Source organism: Microcoleus sp. Pol1C5 (assembly GCF_036701115.1).
Taxonomy (GTDB): Bacteria; Cyanobacteriota; Cyanobacteriia; order Cyanobacteriales; family Microcoleaceae; genus Microcoleus.
Genome location: NZ_JAUBQE010000042.1, coordinates 18865 through 34116, shown reverse-complemented (window position 1 = coordinate 34116; position 15252 = coordinate 18865). Strand labels below are relative to the sequence as shown.

12 protein-coding genes and 1 pseudogene are annotated in these 15252 nt (G+C 47.5%); 2 read left to right on the top strand and 11 right to left on the bottom strand.

Going from position 1 to position 15252, the window contains the following annotated elements; translation table 11 throughout:
• Positions 1 to 112: 112 nt before the first annotated feature.
• The 6 genes from cobD to pilM all read right to left on the bottom strand — a co-directional run bounded on the left by cobD (position 113) and on the right by pilM (position 8464).
• A complete protein-coding gene (gene cobD / locus QUA23_RS21765; protein WP_333078096.1) occupies positions 113 to 1246 on the bottom strand; it encodes a threonine-phosphate decarboxylase CobD in 1134 nt (377 codons plus the stop codon).
• 15 nt (positions 1247 to 1261) lie between these two features.
• Positions 1262 to 1570 (bottom strand): HU family DNA-binding protein, encoded by a 309-nt coding sequence (locus QUA23_RS21760; protein WP_278187376.1) that lies wholly within the window; start codon positions 1568 to 1570, stop codon positions 1262 to 1264.
• A gap of 837 nt (positions 1571 to 2407) precedes the next feature.
• Positions 2408 to 4792, bottom strand: coding sequence for an AMIN domain-containing protein (locus QUA23_RS21755; protein ID WP_333078095.1), 2385 nt, complete (start codon positions 4790 to 4792; stop codon positions 2408 to 2410).
• Between the two features lie 478 nt (positions 4793 to 5270).
• The gene (locus tag QUA23_RS21750) at positions 5271 to 6071 is read right to left on the bottom strand and encodes a pilus assembly protein PilO (RefSeq protein WP_333078094.1); all 801 of its coding nucleotides are present in this window, start codon (positions 6069 to 6071) and stop codon (positions 5271 to 5273) included.
• Positions 6068 to 6970 (bottom strand): PilN domain-containing protein, encoded by a 903-nt coding sequence (locus QUA23_RS21745; RefSeq protein ID WP_333078093.1) that lies wholly within the window; start codon positions 6968 to 6970, stop codon positions 6068 to 6070. The genes QUA23_RS21750 and QUA23_RS21745 overlap by 4 nt, the downstream gene beginning before the upstream one ends.
• Positions 6971 to 7369: 399 nt before the next feature.
• Positions 7370 to 8464, bottom strand: a complete 1095-nt coding sequence (pilM, locus tag QUA23_RS21740; protein WP_333067299.1) for a type IV pilus assembly protein PilM — start codon at positions 8462 to 8464, stop codon at positions 7370 to 7372.
• 447 nt (positions 8465 to 8911) lie between these two features.
• Here pilM and QUA23_RS21735 point away from each other — a divergent pair, with 447 nt between their 5' ends.
• Positions 8912 to 10195: a sugar ABC transporter substrate-binding protein gene (locus QUA23_RS21735; RefSeq protein WP_333078092.1), complete on the top strand. Its 1284-nt coding sequence runs from the start codon at positions 8912 to 8914 to the stop codon at positions 10193 to 10195.
• 49 nt (positions 10196 to 10244) lie between these two features.
• On the opposite strand, the gene QUA23_RS21730 is transcribed toward QUA23_RS21735, so the two are convergent.
• The 3 genes from QUA23_RS21730 to QUA23_RS21720 form a co-directional block, all read right to left on the bottom strand.
• Entirely contained in the window at positions 10245 to 10676 is a 432-nt protein-coding gene (locus QUA23_RS21730; RefSeq protein WP_333078091.1) for a type II toxin-antitoxin system VapC family toxin, read from the bottom strand.
• Positions 10673 to 11290: a hypothetical protein gene (locus QUA23_RS21725; RefSeq protein WP_333078090.1), complete on the bottom strand. Its 618-nt coding sequence runs from the start codon at positions 11288 to 11290 to the stop codon at positions 10673 to 10675. Before QUA23_RS21725 ends, QUA23_RS21730 begins: the two co-directional genes overlap by 4 nt.
• Before the next feature lie 332 nt (positions 11291 to 11622).
• Complete coding sequence (locus QUA23_RS21720) at positions 11623 to 12885, bottom strand: folylpolyglutamate synthase/dihydrofolate synthase family protein (protein ID WP_333078089.1); 1263 nt, start codon at positions 12883 to 12885, stop codon at positions 11623 to 11625.
• A gap of 142 nt (positions 12886 to 13027) precedes the next feature.
• On the opposite strand from QUA23_RS21720, the gene QUA23_RS21715 reads away from it, so the two are divergent.
• Positions 13028 to 14044, top strand: a complete 1017-nt coding sequence (locus QUA23_RS21715; protein ID WP_333078088.1) for a DNA cytosine methyltransferase — start codon at positions 13028 to 13030, stop codon at positions 14042 to 14044.
• A gap of 18 nt (positions 14045 to 14062) precedes the next feature.
• Here the strand turns inward: QUA23_RS21715 and QUA23_RS21710 are convergent, their stop codons facing one another.
• Positions 14063 to 14296, bottom strand: a complete 234-nt coding sequence (locus QUA23_RS21710; RefSeq protein WP_333078085.1) for a hypothetical protein — start codon at positions 14294 to 14296, stop codon at positions 14063 to 14065.
• Between the two features lie 297 nt (positions 14297 to 14593).
• Positions 14594 to 15064, bottom strand: a pseudogene (locus QUA23_RS21705) (DUF4365 domain-containing protein); the annotation flags it as partial.
• Positions 15065 to 15252 lie beyond the last annotated feature (188 nt).

Below are 15252 nucleotides of genomic sequence, written 5' to 3'. Positions count from 1 at the left end.
TATCTGTCTTACATCTGCGGTTCACCGACTCTATCAAAGATGTGCAGTCTTAAACTCACTGGCATTCATCTCACGCCAAATCTTTGATGTTGGCGTGAAATGAATTTCCGAGTTAACGACTAATGACATCCGTAAGTCCAGCAATCAGCCGCAGATTGTCCGCCCTTGAGCGCACAGCTACCCGAAAAAACCGATCGCCCAACTCAGGAAAACTCAAACAATCCCGAATCAAAATCCGGTGTCGTTCCAACAGACTTTTTTGAATAGAAGAAACCGACATAGACGACTCAACCAACAAGAAATTAGCCGCGCCTGGAAAAGGTTCCAAACCGGGTAAATTAGCCAAACCCTCAAATAGCTCTCGGCGAGCAACAGGAAGCCAATCCCAGGTTTGCCGCTCAAAAGCAGCATCTCGAACCACAGCAGCAGCAGCAGCAGCAGCCAAAGCATTCACAGGCCAAGGATCGCGCTGCTGCTGCCAGCGGCGCAGAATATCGGGATGGGCGATCGCACAGCCCAACCGCAGTCCCGGCAGAGAATAGAATTTAGTGAGCGATCGTAAAATCACCAAATTCGGAAACTCCTCAACAGCATCGATCAAAGTTTCCTGCTCAGAAGGCGGTAGAAAGTCCATAAAGGCCTCATCCACCACCACCATACCTAACTGCTCCACATAAGGCAAAATCGCCTCTCTCCCAAACAGTAAACCCGTAGGATTGTGCGGGTTGTTCAGAAGCAAACCTCTCTCGGCATCGAGAGCAAGAGGAACCGGGAGACGGAAAGAAGGGGAGACAAGGGAACGGTTAGAAACCGACAAATCATCCGTTACTAATCGGCGAACAGGCTCCGCGTCCAACAATTGGAGATCCAAAGGACATTTGAGCACCTTCGCCCCGAAAGCCGAAAGAGCCCGCCAGTAATCGCCAAAAGCCGGAGTCACCAAATAAGTCGCCGGAAGCTTCGACAAATCCCAAGCCGCCCAAGTCAACAATTCCGCCGAACCATTCCCCGGCAAAACCCAATCCGGGTCAACATTCAAAGCCTCACCCAAAGCAGTCCTGAGCTCTCCATAATCCGGGTCTGGGTAAGCCGTAAGACTGCTCAAGTGTGATTGAATCGCATCCAGGGCCGACTCAGGAGGGCCCAAAGGACTGATACTGGCAGAAAAATCCAGAATAGCAGAGGCAGGGCAGCCTGCCAGTGCGGCTGCCCAAGCTAAATTCCCACCGTGTACAGGTCTAATCAAGACTCAGTTCGCCAGCTATTCCGCGTTTTTCGGCGGTGCAACTCTGTCCTTAAACAACTTCCCTGCGGAAAATGCAGGAACTCTGGTTGCCGGGATTTCCATCTTGTCGCCAGTTTTGGGATTGCGACCCTCGCGGGCCTTGCGTTCCCGCGACTCAAACGAGCCAAAACCGACCAGCGTCACCTTGTCGCCATCGGAGACAGCTTCCATGATTGCTTCAAGGGCGGCACTCAAAACAGCATCTGCCTGTTTTTTCGTCACGCTAGCCTTTTCCGCGACTGCATCAACCAATTCACCTTTGTTCATTGCGAACTCCTTCTGGATTTGCAAAATTACGTTAAACAGAGTTAGTTCAACTATTAGCCGTGAGTGCTCAACTGGATTGAGGTGTGGATTGGGAGGTTTGGGTGGTTCCCTATTGCTCCCGTCCGCTTCCCCGAATCACAACTCCTGCTGAATACTAATTACCCTAGGGTAATTGGTCAGAAAAGGAATTTTTGTTTCTAAGTGCTGAAAACCCCACAGCATCTAATTTTCACTGCATTATTCTAAAGTCTTGCCGACCGTTATGGATCGGTGGAACCTTTAATTTATATGGAACTTGCTAATTTTTTTTAATTAATCCCAAAATTTAGGTAAAAAAATACCACCTTGGAGAGAAGATTTGTCGCCTCGGTGGATTTGAAAGCTTAAAAAAAGAAGAAATAGAAGGAATAAAATGTAATTTGTCAAGGGCTAAAGGAAAAGTTTTTTCCTTCTTTCTTCTTTATTTCCCCTCTTTCTTTCGCCAGCGGGGCAGGGCTGTTTCATTCTCCCTAAACCCGCCAGGGGCTGAAGTCCCTGTCTCATAGCTCAAGTCGTCTTTAGACGACTGAAAGAGTGATTTATCAATAGTCCGGACAGTTTTCAATCACTAACGGTAGAATGCGGGTTTGGGCCTTCTCAGCGAGGTCAAATGCTAACGGTAGAATGAGGGTTTCAGCCTCTGTCTCAAAAACTGTCCGGAGTATTGATTTATACTCCTCTTGCATAGGACTAATGAGTTCTTTAGTCCTATGCAAGAGGACTTTAGCTTTGAGGCCGAGGTTGAAACCCCTGTCCGACTGTCAGCTCAAGGGAAAGAGGGTGGAAAGTTGACAGCCAGGCATTTTTCCTTCGTTTCTACTGTCTCGGCTGGACGGGCTGGCTGCGCTGCAACAGTTGGCGGGCGTCGGGACTGATGTTGTTTTGGTAGCCAAAGTTCGATCGATCGCTATCATCCAAAATCTGCGGTGTCAGCAATACAATCAACTCCGCCCGCTGGTTAGCCTTATTGGTACTCCTGAACAGCGAACCGATAATCGGCAAATCTCCCAAAATCGGAATCTTGTTCGCTGTAATCCGTTCTTCGTCGCGGATAATCCCCGAAACAATCAAAGTCTGACCGTCCCGCAGGCGAATTAATCCCGATTGCAACGAGCGCTCGCCCAGCAGCCTGATAGTATTGGTGTTCGGGCCCGTGCTTAGGTTTTGGGGGCTGCCCGGTGTTCTGATAATCGGGTTGACCCGCAGAGACACAAAGCCGTTGTCGTCAATCCGGTCGATCGCCACCCCCAACTGCAAACCAGCCCTGTCTTTGACAGCCGTCACCGTTGTGGTACTTGTATTTCCGGTAGTCTGGGTGTCGGACGTGATATTACTGATCACCTCATCAGTAATATTCACATTCGCCGTTTCTCCTTCTTGAACCACCAAAGTCGGATCGGTCAGGATTTTGGCATTCTGGCTCTGAATCGTTGCCTGCAACGCCGACAGGAATCTCCTGGGATATTGGAACAGCGGGAACAAGCCGAACTCTGCACTTCCTGAGCCTGTCGTCGAGCCTGGCTCGTAATCCGTAATTCCAACTCGCGTGGGGTCATTAGTAATTGGGGCTGTCGGCTGGAGGAACACACCTTTGGCGGGACCTTCGAGACCTTGACCTGTAAACGGCACGATACGCCTACCGTTCGCATCGTAGAAAACATCGGGGGTTCCTAGGGGGTTCTGGACGATCGGCCGAGCGTTTATCCCCCCAAGGGCAGTCCCAGTGGGCGGATTGATGCCACCAAAATTGAGACTTGCCGCCCCATTGTCATTGACAAAGAAATTGTTATTAATTCCGAAAGAGAAACTGCTGCTGGTGTTGTTGTTTCCCAACAAGTTGATATCGATCACCTTGACGTTGACTGCAACTTGACGGCGACGCAAATCTAGCTGTGTCAAGAAAGCCACAGCCATGTCAACTTTGCGCGGGTCTCCCACTAAAGTGATGGAATTGAGCCGAGAATCCGCCAGCACCGACAGTCCCCTCAGCAAGAGCGGCCCGGTGCCTTCCCTAGCGCCGATCGCCTTAATGTCAGGTTCCCTAATTTCTACATCCCGCGCCGCATTTCCCTGGCCCACGCTTTGAATTGTCACCCGAGTAATCGGCAGTTGAGTTTCCGCCCCTTGAGCGCTCAAAAAGTTAGCTGCATCCGTAGACCGAACTTGATTGAGCCGCAGAGTCCGAATGATAATATTGCGCGAGTCGATCGGCAAGCTAGTCCCTACAAAAATCGTCCGCCCTTGGCGGTTAGCTTGCAACCCGCTGAGGCGCAGCACGTAATTAAAGACATCTTGCACCGACTCATTTTCGATGTCCAAAGAAATCTTGGGCCCTTCATCTGAACCGGTGGCTCCCGGCTGACCAGGCACTGCGGGCTGGCCCGGTTGAGCAGGGGCACCGCCACCTGTAAAAGCAATGTTCAAGCCCGCAGCGCGGGCCAGCAGAGCCAAAACGTCCCGGACTGGGGCATCCCGCAGCACCAAGCGGGGGATGCGTTCTCCCGAACTCAGTTCAATATTTCCCGCGCCGGGGGCAATGTTAGACACTGCGATATCTCCCAAGGGCGGCGCCACGGCGCGCGGTTGGAAAGGCGCAGCCTGATTTGTCTGGGATTGTATTTCGCTGGGGAGGGGGGGGCGATCGTTCCTGGTAACAGTAACTTCGGGATTTGGCAGCAGCACGCCTGGGGTTTGCGAGGTTCGGACTTGGGGAGCCGGCGGGGGAGCTGTTTGGCTCAGCGGCAGACCTGGAGGCGGCGGGGGTACAGTTGGGGCAGACTGTGCTGTACCACCCTGTCCGGCAACGCTGAGAACGATGCTTTGGCCTTGTCCCGGCACAATTTGTCCGTTGGGAACTCCGTTGGTACCCGCCACCACAACGCGGATGCTGTTAGCCTCTACCTGGCTGATTTCTACGGAAGAAATCCCTGGAGCGGGGTTATCTTGACGGAAGCTGTTGCCTTGTGGCAAGCGAAGCTGGGTGTTAACAATTGTGGCTTGGTAAGTATTGCCGTTATTGATGGCGAAAACTTGCGGGCGATCGCCCTTTTCTGTCGCCAGCACAATATTTACGCCATTATTGCCTTGACTTACTTGCACTCCTGTGACTTGAGTCGGCGCTGCCCAGACGGGGGCTTGGGCGATCGCAACTCCTGCAACGCTGCATAAGAGTCCTCCACTTAACCGTAGATGCTGTTTCACGTTCTCTCCTCCACTACACTTTGTTATTTTTTGTTCGCAGTCTTTTGTCGCTAGCTGCTAAACTGACTAAAATATTCTCGCTTCCAGCCTTTTTTAAGGAAGAAGTTATGCCCTTTTCGATTTTCTTTTTTCTATTGGGAATAACTGATGATATCAGGGTTAGAAGCTATCCTACAGCAACCCTCGCATCATTTGTGGATTTCTTACTCCCTCCCCTTTGTAAGGGGAGGATTGGGCTGGGGTAAAAGAAATACGACTCCTGCAAAAATTGCTATACATTTCCATTCCTTTTTGAAAATGGTATTAGAAGAAATTAGGTTTTAGAGCAAATTGTTGATTGCCATATAAAAAATATTTTTCTGGCATTCATATTTTTTGACTTCTACCTTCAATCTTCAAAATTTAACCTGCTGTCTTCTCCTTTCTTGTGAAATAGCCATTTGGTAACAATAGCTAACTAATATCCGCCAAACTACAGCTACTTAGCACCAGGACTTGGAGCCGGAGTTGGCGGTTTTTCTTCTTGCTTTAACGGCAGCAGCGCGTGCAAGTCAAAAGCAGTTTTAATTTTAGTTGGCGGCTGCTCCACAGGGACTATTTTCCCTTTCAAAAAGTCAACTTCAATGGGCTGATTTGATGCTAGCAATTCAGATTTCAAATTCCTCACTACCAACAGTGACTGCATCAACTCCAAGTTACGCATAAAATTGCGGGTTTGAGCGAAAGTGCCTTCAAACTCTACCTTAAATTTTTTCCGTCTGAGCTTGCCAGCGAGGGACGGCCCGAAGGAAGTATCGGCGAGAATATCAGGGTCTGGAGCTCCCGGCGCGGCGGTTGCTGCCGCTGGGGGCCTATCCGGCTCAAACTTGGTAATTTTAGCCTTGAGGTCATCTCCTTGCACGCCGGCATTGATTCTATTAACCAGTTGCGTCATGTCAAGCAAAAGCGTGTTGGCGCTGGCGTCGCTGGCAAACATTGCCGTCACGTTTGCCCGACGCTGTTTTGCTTCTTCTTGCTTTGCTTCTGCTTCTGCCTTTTTTTGAATTTGAGTTTGCAATTGCAGTTGCGTTTGCTTGCTTTCGCTAAGTTTTTGCTGGAATTCGCCGCTTTTTTGGAATTCGGGAAGTACGAACTGGTAGCCGAGGCCGCCGGCAAGTAGAAGGCCGAGAACCGCGATGCCGATTGCTTGGACTTGGGGTGTCAGCTTAATGCCGAATATTTCCTGAGCCCCTGTATCTTCTGCTTGTGCGCCGCTGGGAATAAACTGATTTGCTGTCATTGTTTTTTCACCTCTGGTTTTTGTGGTTCTAGCACTCCTTTTTCTTGAAGTGTTTCTATCCGTATTGCTAGCCCGTCTGCTTGCTTGCTGCGGAGCTCGGGGAGCAACTCGGAGGCTCCGGTCGGGCTGAGCGTCGTTTCAATTTTATATTCCACCACCGGTCGCAGTTTGGGAAGTTCTGGTGGTGCTGCGTTTTGGTTGCGTACTTGTAATTGTGCGGGGTTGTTTTTTAATGTGGCCGCTATCAGTTTGGTATCGGTGTTAAGGAAGAAAGGAGAACGCTGGACTAGCAGCATAAAGTCGTTAACTTGAGCAAAGGTACTGGCTATCCCGGAAATTTGTACTTTTGCTGCCTGCTGCGGGACGACGGGGGGGGGAGCGGCAGCCGGGGTAGGGCTGGCTGGAGACGGACTCGCCCCTGGGGACGGGCTGGCTGCGGGGGTGGCTGCAGGGGGTGGGGGTGCTGCTGCAACGGGGGAGGGACTGGGGTCGATTTGCTCGATTTTGCCAATTTGCACTCCCGCCGGGGTGCGGGCGCTGAGGTCTTGCAGCATCGCTGACCAAGGTTTAATTTGGTCGAATACTCCGGCTAATGCTTTGTATTCGGCGGTAACTTGGTCGGTTTCGGCGTTGATGGCTTTGATGGTGCTGGCTTGAGTGTTTAACGTTACCAGTTCTTGGTCGATGGTTGCTTGTTGTTGGGCCAACTTGTTATTTTCGTTAGTCGCCCACCACCAGGCGCCCAGGACGGCGGCGTTGACCCCGAAGGCAAACAGCACCGCCCCATATATGGGCAGTTGGTCTTTGGCCCCACCGGAACTTTTTTTAGCTGGGCTTTTGGTTGCAACGGGTTTGTAGTCCGGACGGTCGTTGAGAAAATTAATATCTAGGCTGTACATGGCTTCACTCGATTTTATAGCAGAAGGAAGAAGGCAGAAGGCACAAGGTAGAAGGTAAAAGACACAAGGAAGAAGGAAAAACTGATTTACCGCTTATGTTTGAGCAATTAAGAATGTCCTAACAGTCTTGGCTGTTGCTATAGATTTAAATTTGAAATTTGAGATTTTAGACAGAACCCAAGATTGCTGGTACAAGTGAAGGATTTATTTAGGGAAGAAAGAAACAACTTTTTGCCTTCTACTGAAAAAAGGGGCTGCTTCTACTTCAGATATATTCTACCTTTTACCTTCTACCTTCTACCTCCAATATTTTACCTTCTACTTTCTACCTTCTTCTTTTGGAAGGGATTTTTACCTAAAATTCTCAAATGGGTTTTTCTCTCATCTAAAACTGTTAGGTCACATAACCTCCCTTAGTCCTAAACCTAGCGCGACTCCTAAACCTGCTCGCTGTTCTGGGGTAATTTCTTGGCTGATTTCGAGTCCTAGGGTTTCGATGGGATCGACTTGAGATGCGGGCAAGCTTAATCTTTGCATAAAAAATTCGTCTAGTTTGCCGATCGCAGCTCCAGGGCCTGCTAGCAGCAGTTGCGCTACTTCGAGTTCTTCGCTCTGGTTGAGGTAAAAGTCTACTGAGCGGCGCAGTTCGTCTGCTAGTTCTCCCAATACTTTTATCATCGCATTTGTTCCCGGATTGGCGTCTCCCGATGCGCCCATTGTATCTGTGACGGGCAGGGTCATGCCTTGCAGTTCGCTGGTGTCTCTGGTTGGCGGCAGGTTCATGGCTTGGTTGAGGGCGGTCTGGATTTGGTAGGTGCCGATCGGGATGGTACGGTTGAACTGAGGTATGCCGTCCACTACTATAGCTAACTCGGTGCTGTCAAATTCTATGGCGGTGAGAACTGCTGCTTCTTGGGAGGAAAATTGTTGCAGTTGTTCTTTGAGGGTGCGGATTAGGGCAAAACTGGTTACTTCTAGTACGTCTATAATCAGTCCGGCTTCTTTGAAGGTTTCGATGTATGTATCGGTAACTTCTCGGCGGGTTGCTACTAACACGACCTGCACTTTTTCTACTCCGTCGTCATCTACAAAAAGGCCTATTTTTTGATAGTCTACGTCCGCGTCTTCTCTGGGAAACGGCAAGTACAGTCCTGCTTCTGCGTTCATGTAATCCCGCAGTTCTTCTTCGTTGAGCTCTGCAGGAACTGGGATGAGGCGGATGACGGCTTCGCGGCCGGGAATGGCTGTGGCTACTCGCTTGGCTTTGATTTTGTTGTCGGCAAGGACGGTACGTATTAGTTCTGCCATTCCCGGCGGATCGACTATTTGTCCTTCTTGTACTATGTCTTCTGGAACTTCTATGGAGGCTAGGATGCCTAATTTTAATGCCTGAGCTTTCTTTTCGAGCTGAATGATGTTGATGCGGTCTGGGGCTATTTCGATCCCGATTCCTGGCTGGCGTTGGGAAAGTAGACCTTTGAAAAAGTTAACCATGTGATTGGGTCGCCGGTAATTGCTATTTTTTTCTTTTGTTGTTGGCCAGCCTGATTCAGCGAGTCCGGTGTTGGAGGGTTGGTTTCCAACTGCCGAAATAGTGCTGTAATCTCGGTATCCCGCCGTAGCTACGCCGCTCCGTCTGTGTTGCGCGATCGCTAGTTCCGATTTTATGCTATCCAATTTACTTGACAATAGCTATTCTGCTGCGAATGTCAATAAATTCCAACTCGATCGACCAAAAACCTGCTGATTCTGCACAAAAACAGACTATCTCGCTCCTAGGCCCAGGTACAAAACTCTGTTACTGACTCGATCGCGCTTGATTCGGGCGATTCCCTACCCTACGGGAACCCCTACGGGGAACGGGAACCCCTGCGGGGAAAGGGATAGCTTCGTTTCACGCTTTGTTATCTAACGGTTCCCATAACTCTCAAATTTTATTCTATGAAACGTAAATCTTGGCAACTGTTTGCTGTTTTTGGACTGGTGGGGCTGCTGCTGGCTGCGGTGGTAAGTTGTGGCAAGCCGGCTGTTAATTCCCAGGCAAATAATACGCAGGAAATCGAGTTCTGGACTATGCAGCTTCAACCTCAGTTTACTGAGTATTTCAACAAGACGATCGCCGGTTTTGAAGCGGAAAATCCAGGGGTGAAGGTGCGCTGGGTGGACGTTCCTTGGTCGGCGATGGAAAGCAAAATTTTGGGGGCTGTTTCGGCTAAAACGGCGCCGGATGTGGTTAACCTAAATCCCGATTTTGCTTCGCTGTTGGCGGGACGCAATGCTTGGCTGGATTTGGATTCTCGGATTCCGCAGCAAGTTCGATCGACCTATCTGCCAAATATCTGGAAAGCTGGCGTACTCGACGGCAAGAGTTTTGGCATTCCTTGGTATCTCACGACTGGGGTGACAATTTACAATACTGATTTGTTGAAGAAGGCTGGAATTGCTAAGCCTCCGGCTACCTATGCCGAGTTGGCAACTGTTGCCAAGCAGGTGAAGGAAAAGACTGGTAAGTTTGCTTTTTTTGTGACTTTTGTGCCGGAAGATTCGGCGGAAGTGCTGCAATCTTTCGTGCAGATGGGTGTGCCTTTGGTGGACGCTAAAGGCAAGGCTGCTTTTAATACTGCTAAAGGCAAAGCTGTTTTTCAGTATTGGGTAGATTTGTACAAAAACGGACTTTTGCCGCAGGATGTTTTGGTGCAGGGACATCGCAGGGCGATCGAGCTTTATCAAGCTGGGGAAACTTCTTTGTTGGCTTCCGGGCCTCAGTTTTTGAAGGCGATTGCTGAGAATGCTCCTAGTATTGGTGCTGTTTCGGCTGCTGCCCCTCAAATTACGGGGGAAACCGGCAAGAAGACTGTGGCGGTGATGAATTTGGTTGTACCCCGCGACAGCAAGCGCCCTGATGATGCTGTCAAATTTGCTTTGTACGTCACTAATTCTCAAAATCAGTTGGCTTTTGCTAAGGCTGCTAATGTTTTGCCTTCTACGGTTGAGGCTTTAAAGGACGATTATTTTAAGAGCGTTCCGGCTGATGCTGCTGCTGCCGATCGAGCTCGGGTTGTTAGTGCTTCTGGGTTGACTTCCGCCGAGCTATTGATTCCGCCTCTCAAGGATGTTAAGAAGCTGCAAAAGGCGATTTATGACAATTTGCAGGCGGCAATGTTGGACGAGAAGTCGGTAGACCAAGCTGTGGCTGATGCGGCTAAGGCTTGGGATCAAAGGTAGTTTTTAATTGAAGCTGGGGCGGGATTTTTTTTGATCTCGCCTCTTGCTTTTAAGGTTGAATTGTCCAGTCTTCCTGCACTAAATCAGGCACTTGCGAAAAATCTCGGTGGTTGCGCGTAACGAGGATAGCATTATTAGCAAGTACAATAGCAGCAATCCGCAAATCTTGCGTGCCGATGCGTATTCTTTGACTGCGGAACTCAGTGTAAATAGTGAAAGCATTCTGGTCAAATTTCAGAATGTTGAGATTTTTGAAAACATCTAATGTATCCCATAACTTGATGTAAGCCAATACTAATTTGTCCGCTTGCGAAGGTTCAGAAGCCTGTCTGATAACATTGAACCTGCCGCGAATTACTTCCTCTACGGTTACGATAGTTACAGCAAGGTTTTCTGCGTTAACCTCGACCCGCTGCACCATCATTGGATGATTCTTTCGCCAAAGGGAGAAACAATCCGTATCAAGTATGTATCGGCTCATTTGGTCTCAGCCGCAGCGTCAATTTGACTGTAATAAGCTTCGGTTTCTGCATCGAGTTCGCGACGATATTCTTCTATGTGTGCCAATACCTCATCGTATTGCGGATCGTTTTCATCCTTACCAGCTAACCTCACCCAAGGATTGTTTGATCGACTAGAAGTGATTTTGACAGAGACGATTTCTGCTTCGGCTAGCTGGGCATTTACTAAATCGTGAAGGTTTTGCAGTGCTTGCGATCGCGTCTCGCCAAAAGCTTTACATTCGGGCCATCCCAGCAACGCTGCACTGACTGTTGTGTCTGATTCGTTTTTAATGATTATGTGAGCAGTTGAGCTGTCGAGGTCGCCCCCAAAGTTAGTGCGATCGGCTGCGAGAATGTCGCAGGTAGCATTACCTGTTAAGAGTGTTTTTGTCTTGACTGTCTGCTTGGTGTTTTCCTGGCGCGGCTTTTCTCTTTCTGCCATGATAGACGCCTTCACTGCTGCTGTATTGTTTTCCTGACGCTGCTTGATTATGTTTCGCTTGAAAAGCTCGTCAAATAGTAAAGTTTGCTCTTGGGCTGGCAAAGCTTCTATATATTCAATTAGCGTTTGCACCGATATAAGGTTGCTCATAAACTTTTATCTCTAAATTTTTCTAAATTCACTTGAATTGTAACAAAAATAGGGGAGTGGCATTGGGCATTAAGCATTAATCTTTTTTGAGTTCGCCCCTTGCTTTTTTCTGCCACTTGACGTATTATTAAATAATGGCAATCTGTATCGCCACATATAAGCATATATAAGCTTTTAAGTTGTTATCGAATGATGAAATTACCGCCTCTTCACAAGGCGGATGCTATTATCCTATTCGCTGCTAACGGACATGAGATTACGACAAGAAACCCAGTGTCTATGAAGCATCTCTTGCAGTTTACCCGAACAATTCATCTTAAGGCAGGATGCGTTTAAGCTTGGGATTGTTGTTGTTGCAAAAAATAGCCGACGAGATAAAGCGAACCGCAAAGGATTGTTAGGTTGTCACCTGTAACAGCAGCATCTAAAGCTGTTGTTAAGTCGGGGAAGGCTTGACAGAGAGTTAATCCGGGGCAGATAATTTGAGCTAGGGTGGCTAATTCTGCGGGGGATGAAGAGTTTTGATCGGGTACGGGTACTAGGTAAAGGCCATCGCCCTTTTTGAGTAATGCTTTCAAAATATCGTCGCAGTCTTTAGTCGCCAGAATGCCGATTACCCAGTTAATCGGTTGGGAACTGTTAAGATTATCGACGTATTCGCGCAGGGCGATCGCTGCGGCTGGATTGTGCGCGCCGTCAATTAATATATTGCGGTTTTTCCAAGTTGTCTGCTGGAGTCTTCCGGGCCATTGGGTTTTGGCGATACCGTTTTCGATCGCGGTTGGGGAAATTTGCCATCCTTGGTTTTGGAGAATTTGCAAAGTTGCGATCGCAATTGCTGAATTCATTAATTGAATTTTTCCCAGCAGCGGCAATTGATATTTTATTTTATCCGCATTTCGATTAAACTGATATTCTGCAAATCCTTGTCCTAAATCTACTGCTGGTTTTACCCAAGTAGCCGGACAGTCTAATTCTTGAATGCGTTTTTCTACTACTATTCTAGCTGATTCTGGCAATTCTCCGATAACTGCCGGACATTTTGCTTTAAGAATTCCCGCTTTTTCCCCAGCAATATCTGCAACGGTGGGGCCGAGTATTTGCCAGTGTTCGAGACTGATAGAAGTAATGACGCTAGCGAGAGGTGTTTCGCAAACGTTAGTCGCATCTAATCTACCGCCCAATCCAGTTTCTATGACTGCGATGTCTGTTTTTTGTGCGACGAAATACAGCCAAGCTGCTGCGGTGATTATTTCAAATTGAGTGGGAGTTTCGGTGTTGTTTTCGGTGGCGGCGACAACTCGTTCTAGACACTGTTGCAATTCTGTTGGGGAAATCGGTTTTTGGTTGATGCAAATTCTTTCTGTCCAATCGATTAGGTGCGGGGATGTGTAGCGTCCAACTCGATAGCCTGCTTCTGTTAGTACGGAAGAGAGATAAGCGCAAACGGAACCTTTGCCATTGGTGCCGGCAATGTGGATAAGGGGTACTTTTTGGTGGGGGTTATCTAGTTTTTCTAGAACTTGGTGAATTCTTTCTAGGCCGAGGTGGACGCCGAAGTGTTGGTAAGATTGGAGGATGGATTCTGCATTCATTGAGGATGATAAATTCTGTTTGTGTGTGAATTATATTTTTTTATTAACCGCAGAGGGCGCAGAGTGAGAGAAGAAAGAGATAGATATCTAAGAAAAGAGAGGTTTATAATTGATTTATTGTATTTATTGCGGGCGAAAAAAGGTGGCTTTTGATATTATTTCTCTGTTTTCTGGTTGTGGGGGGCTGGATTTGGGTTTTCGCTTAGCTGGGTTTAATCCGGTTTGGGCGAATGAATATGATAAGTCTATTTGGGATACGTATAATTACAATCATCCTGAAACTATTTTAGATCGCAGAGATATCAGAAAAATCAAATCTGATGAAATTCCCAACTGTATTGGGATAATCGGCGGACCTCCTTGTCAAAGTTGGAGTGCGGCCGGCGCTAAACGGGGGATTGATGACTGTCGGGGTCAACTTTTCTGGGAGTATATCAGAATTGTGCGGGACAAGCAGCCTTTGTTTTTTTTAGCTGAGAATGTTAGCGGTATTTTGGCTCCCAGAAACAAGGATGCTTTCACTTATATATTATCGCAGTTTGAGGACATCGGGTATCGGGTTTCGTACAAGTTGTTGAATGCTAGAAATTTTGGTGTTCCGCAAGATAGGCAAAGGGTGATTGTTGTTGGCTATCGGGAAACTCTGGGTTTTGGTTTTGAGTTTCCCGAACCTGGAACCGAGGTTTTGACGCTGAAAGATGCGATTTTTGATTTGCAGGCGATCGCGCCAATGTCAGTTAAGGCTAAATTAGATAATTATCACGATTCTGTCCCAAATCACGAATGTGCGGATTTGGGGTTTTCCAGCATTTATATGTCGCGGAATCGAGTTAGGAGTTGGTCAGAACCTTCTTTTACAATTCAGGCAAGTGGCAGACACGCGCCTCTCCATCCTCAAGCTAGTAAAATGATTTTGGTTGGCAAAGACAAACGCATTTTTGACCCCAATTCGCCTCAGCCTTACCGTCGGCTTTCTGTGCGAGAGTGCGCGAGAGTTCAGACTTTCCCGGATGAGTTTACTTTTAAATACAAGTATATTGCTGATGGATACAAAATGGTCGGCAATGCTGTTCCTGTGAATTTGGCTATAATTTTGGCAAGTAAGATTTTTGAGGATATTAGAAAGTCTGGCAGATTAGCGCCCTCGACTTTACACTAATATTCTTGGTTAGTTTTGCTATTGGTCATCTAGGGTAAAATTTCGGGTATTTTTGACAATAAATACTTGATTTTCTTTGATTAAGTCTCCCGTACAGAAAACGGGCAAGCGTTCTTGATAAGATTTGATTGCCAGAATGTAGTCTTTGTCAGCAAGTTCTGTTTTTATTTTCCGCAGTTGGTCGGCAATGACACTTAGTAAGGTAATCTCGCCACTTAGTTTGTCGGCGTTAGGAGTGTGAATTTGAATCACGATTCCCTGAATAGTTGTATTAGGAAGCCCGGTAATTAAATCTGCTCAAATTTCCATTTTAGAGCGCTTTTCGATAACCTCTAATGTCTCTAGCATCAAGTTCATTGACACGGGAAAGTCAGGAAGAGTGGAATTTAAAGGTAGAAAGATTTGAGGGGCTTCTGGCTTGATATCGCTGCTTGTTCAAATAATAGCGCGGCTGTCAATTTGTTGTGCTTGTTTCCAACCTTTTGTTTCTAAGTAGTAGCTAATTTGCTGAGGTTGGAGATTTTTGAGCAATTCAATATCCTTATATTGTCACATTCCTAGTTGTCTCCCGGTTGCGATACGCTGCATGATACTTGTCAGAGTCTCAGCCGAAAATATATTTGTTCTGGGTATTGAAATAGTGACGGTTTCTTTATTGTCAGTAGGTGCTGCACCTTCTAATGATATCCAATAGGCGCAACGTTTTAAACAGAGTTCTGTTTCTGTCTGTTGCAGCCAGTCACTGGGGGGATCGGGAACATTCACCACAATTATAATTCTAGGAGGGTAGGCATTGTTTGCGCTCAATCCTTCGTAGTTTTTAATGTTCAGGGGATAGCGAAGGCTATTTTCATTGAGGATATCTCAGGAGGTACATTTGACTTGAAGATAAAGAATGGGAAAGTTTGCTAAACCTGGTTCTGCAATTCCAGTGATAATTAGGTCTACACCCAGCTTGTCTAGAAGAGTCGTTGTTCGCTGGCAGATGCACCCTGCTGCTGAGGCAACGGCGTAAACGTAAGCATAGCTGAATTATTCTTTTTGGGTGTTGATATCCATTAAACTGCTACTGCAATTTTGTCGCCGCCATAAAGTAATGATATAACACCAAATCGGATTATAAAACTCTGCTATATAAAGTTGCATAAAGTTGCGGTGCGTGACTAAAAAAGCCTGCCACACAAGCCCAAATCAATTCACAGTCACGC

Coding starts and splice junctions, on each gene's coding strand:
- QUA23_RS21750 (WP_333078094.1), bottom strand. CDS start 6,071: ATGACAGCAAATCAGTTTATTCCCAGCGGCGCACAAGCAGAAGATACA.
- QUA23_RS21745 (WP_333078093.1), bottom strand. CDS start 6,970: ATGTACAGCCTAGATATTAATTTTCTCAACGACCGTCCGGACTACAAA.
- pilM (WP_333067299.1), bottom strand. CDS start 8,464: ATGGTTAACTTTTTCAAAGGTCTACTTTCCCAACGCCAGCCAGGAATC.
- QUA23_RS21735 (WP_333078092.1), top strand. CDS start 8,912: ATGAAACGTAAATCTTGGCAACTGTTTGCTGTTTTTGGACTGGTGGGG.
- QUA23_RS21730 (WP_333078091.1), bottom strand. CDS start 10,676: ATGAGCCGATACATACTTGATACGGATTGTTTCTCCCTTTGGCGAAAG.
- QUA23_RS21725 (WP_333078090.1), bottom strand. CDS start 11,290: ATGAGCAACCTTATATCGGTGCAAACGCTAATTGAATATATAGAAGCT.
- QUA23_RS21720 (WP_333078089.1), bottom strand. CDS start 12,885: ATGAATGCAGAATCCATCCTCCAATCTTACCAACACTTCGGCGTCCAC.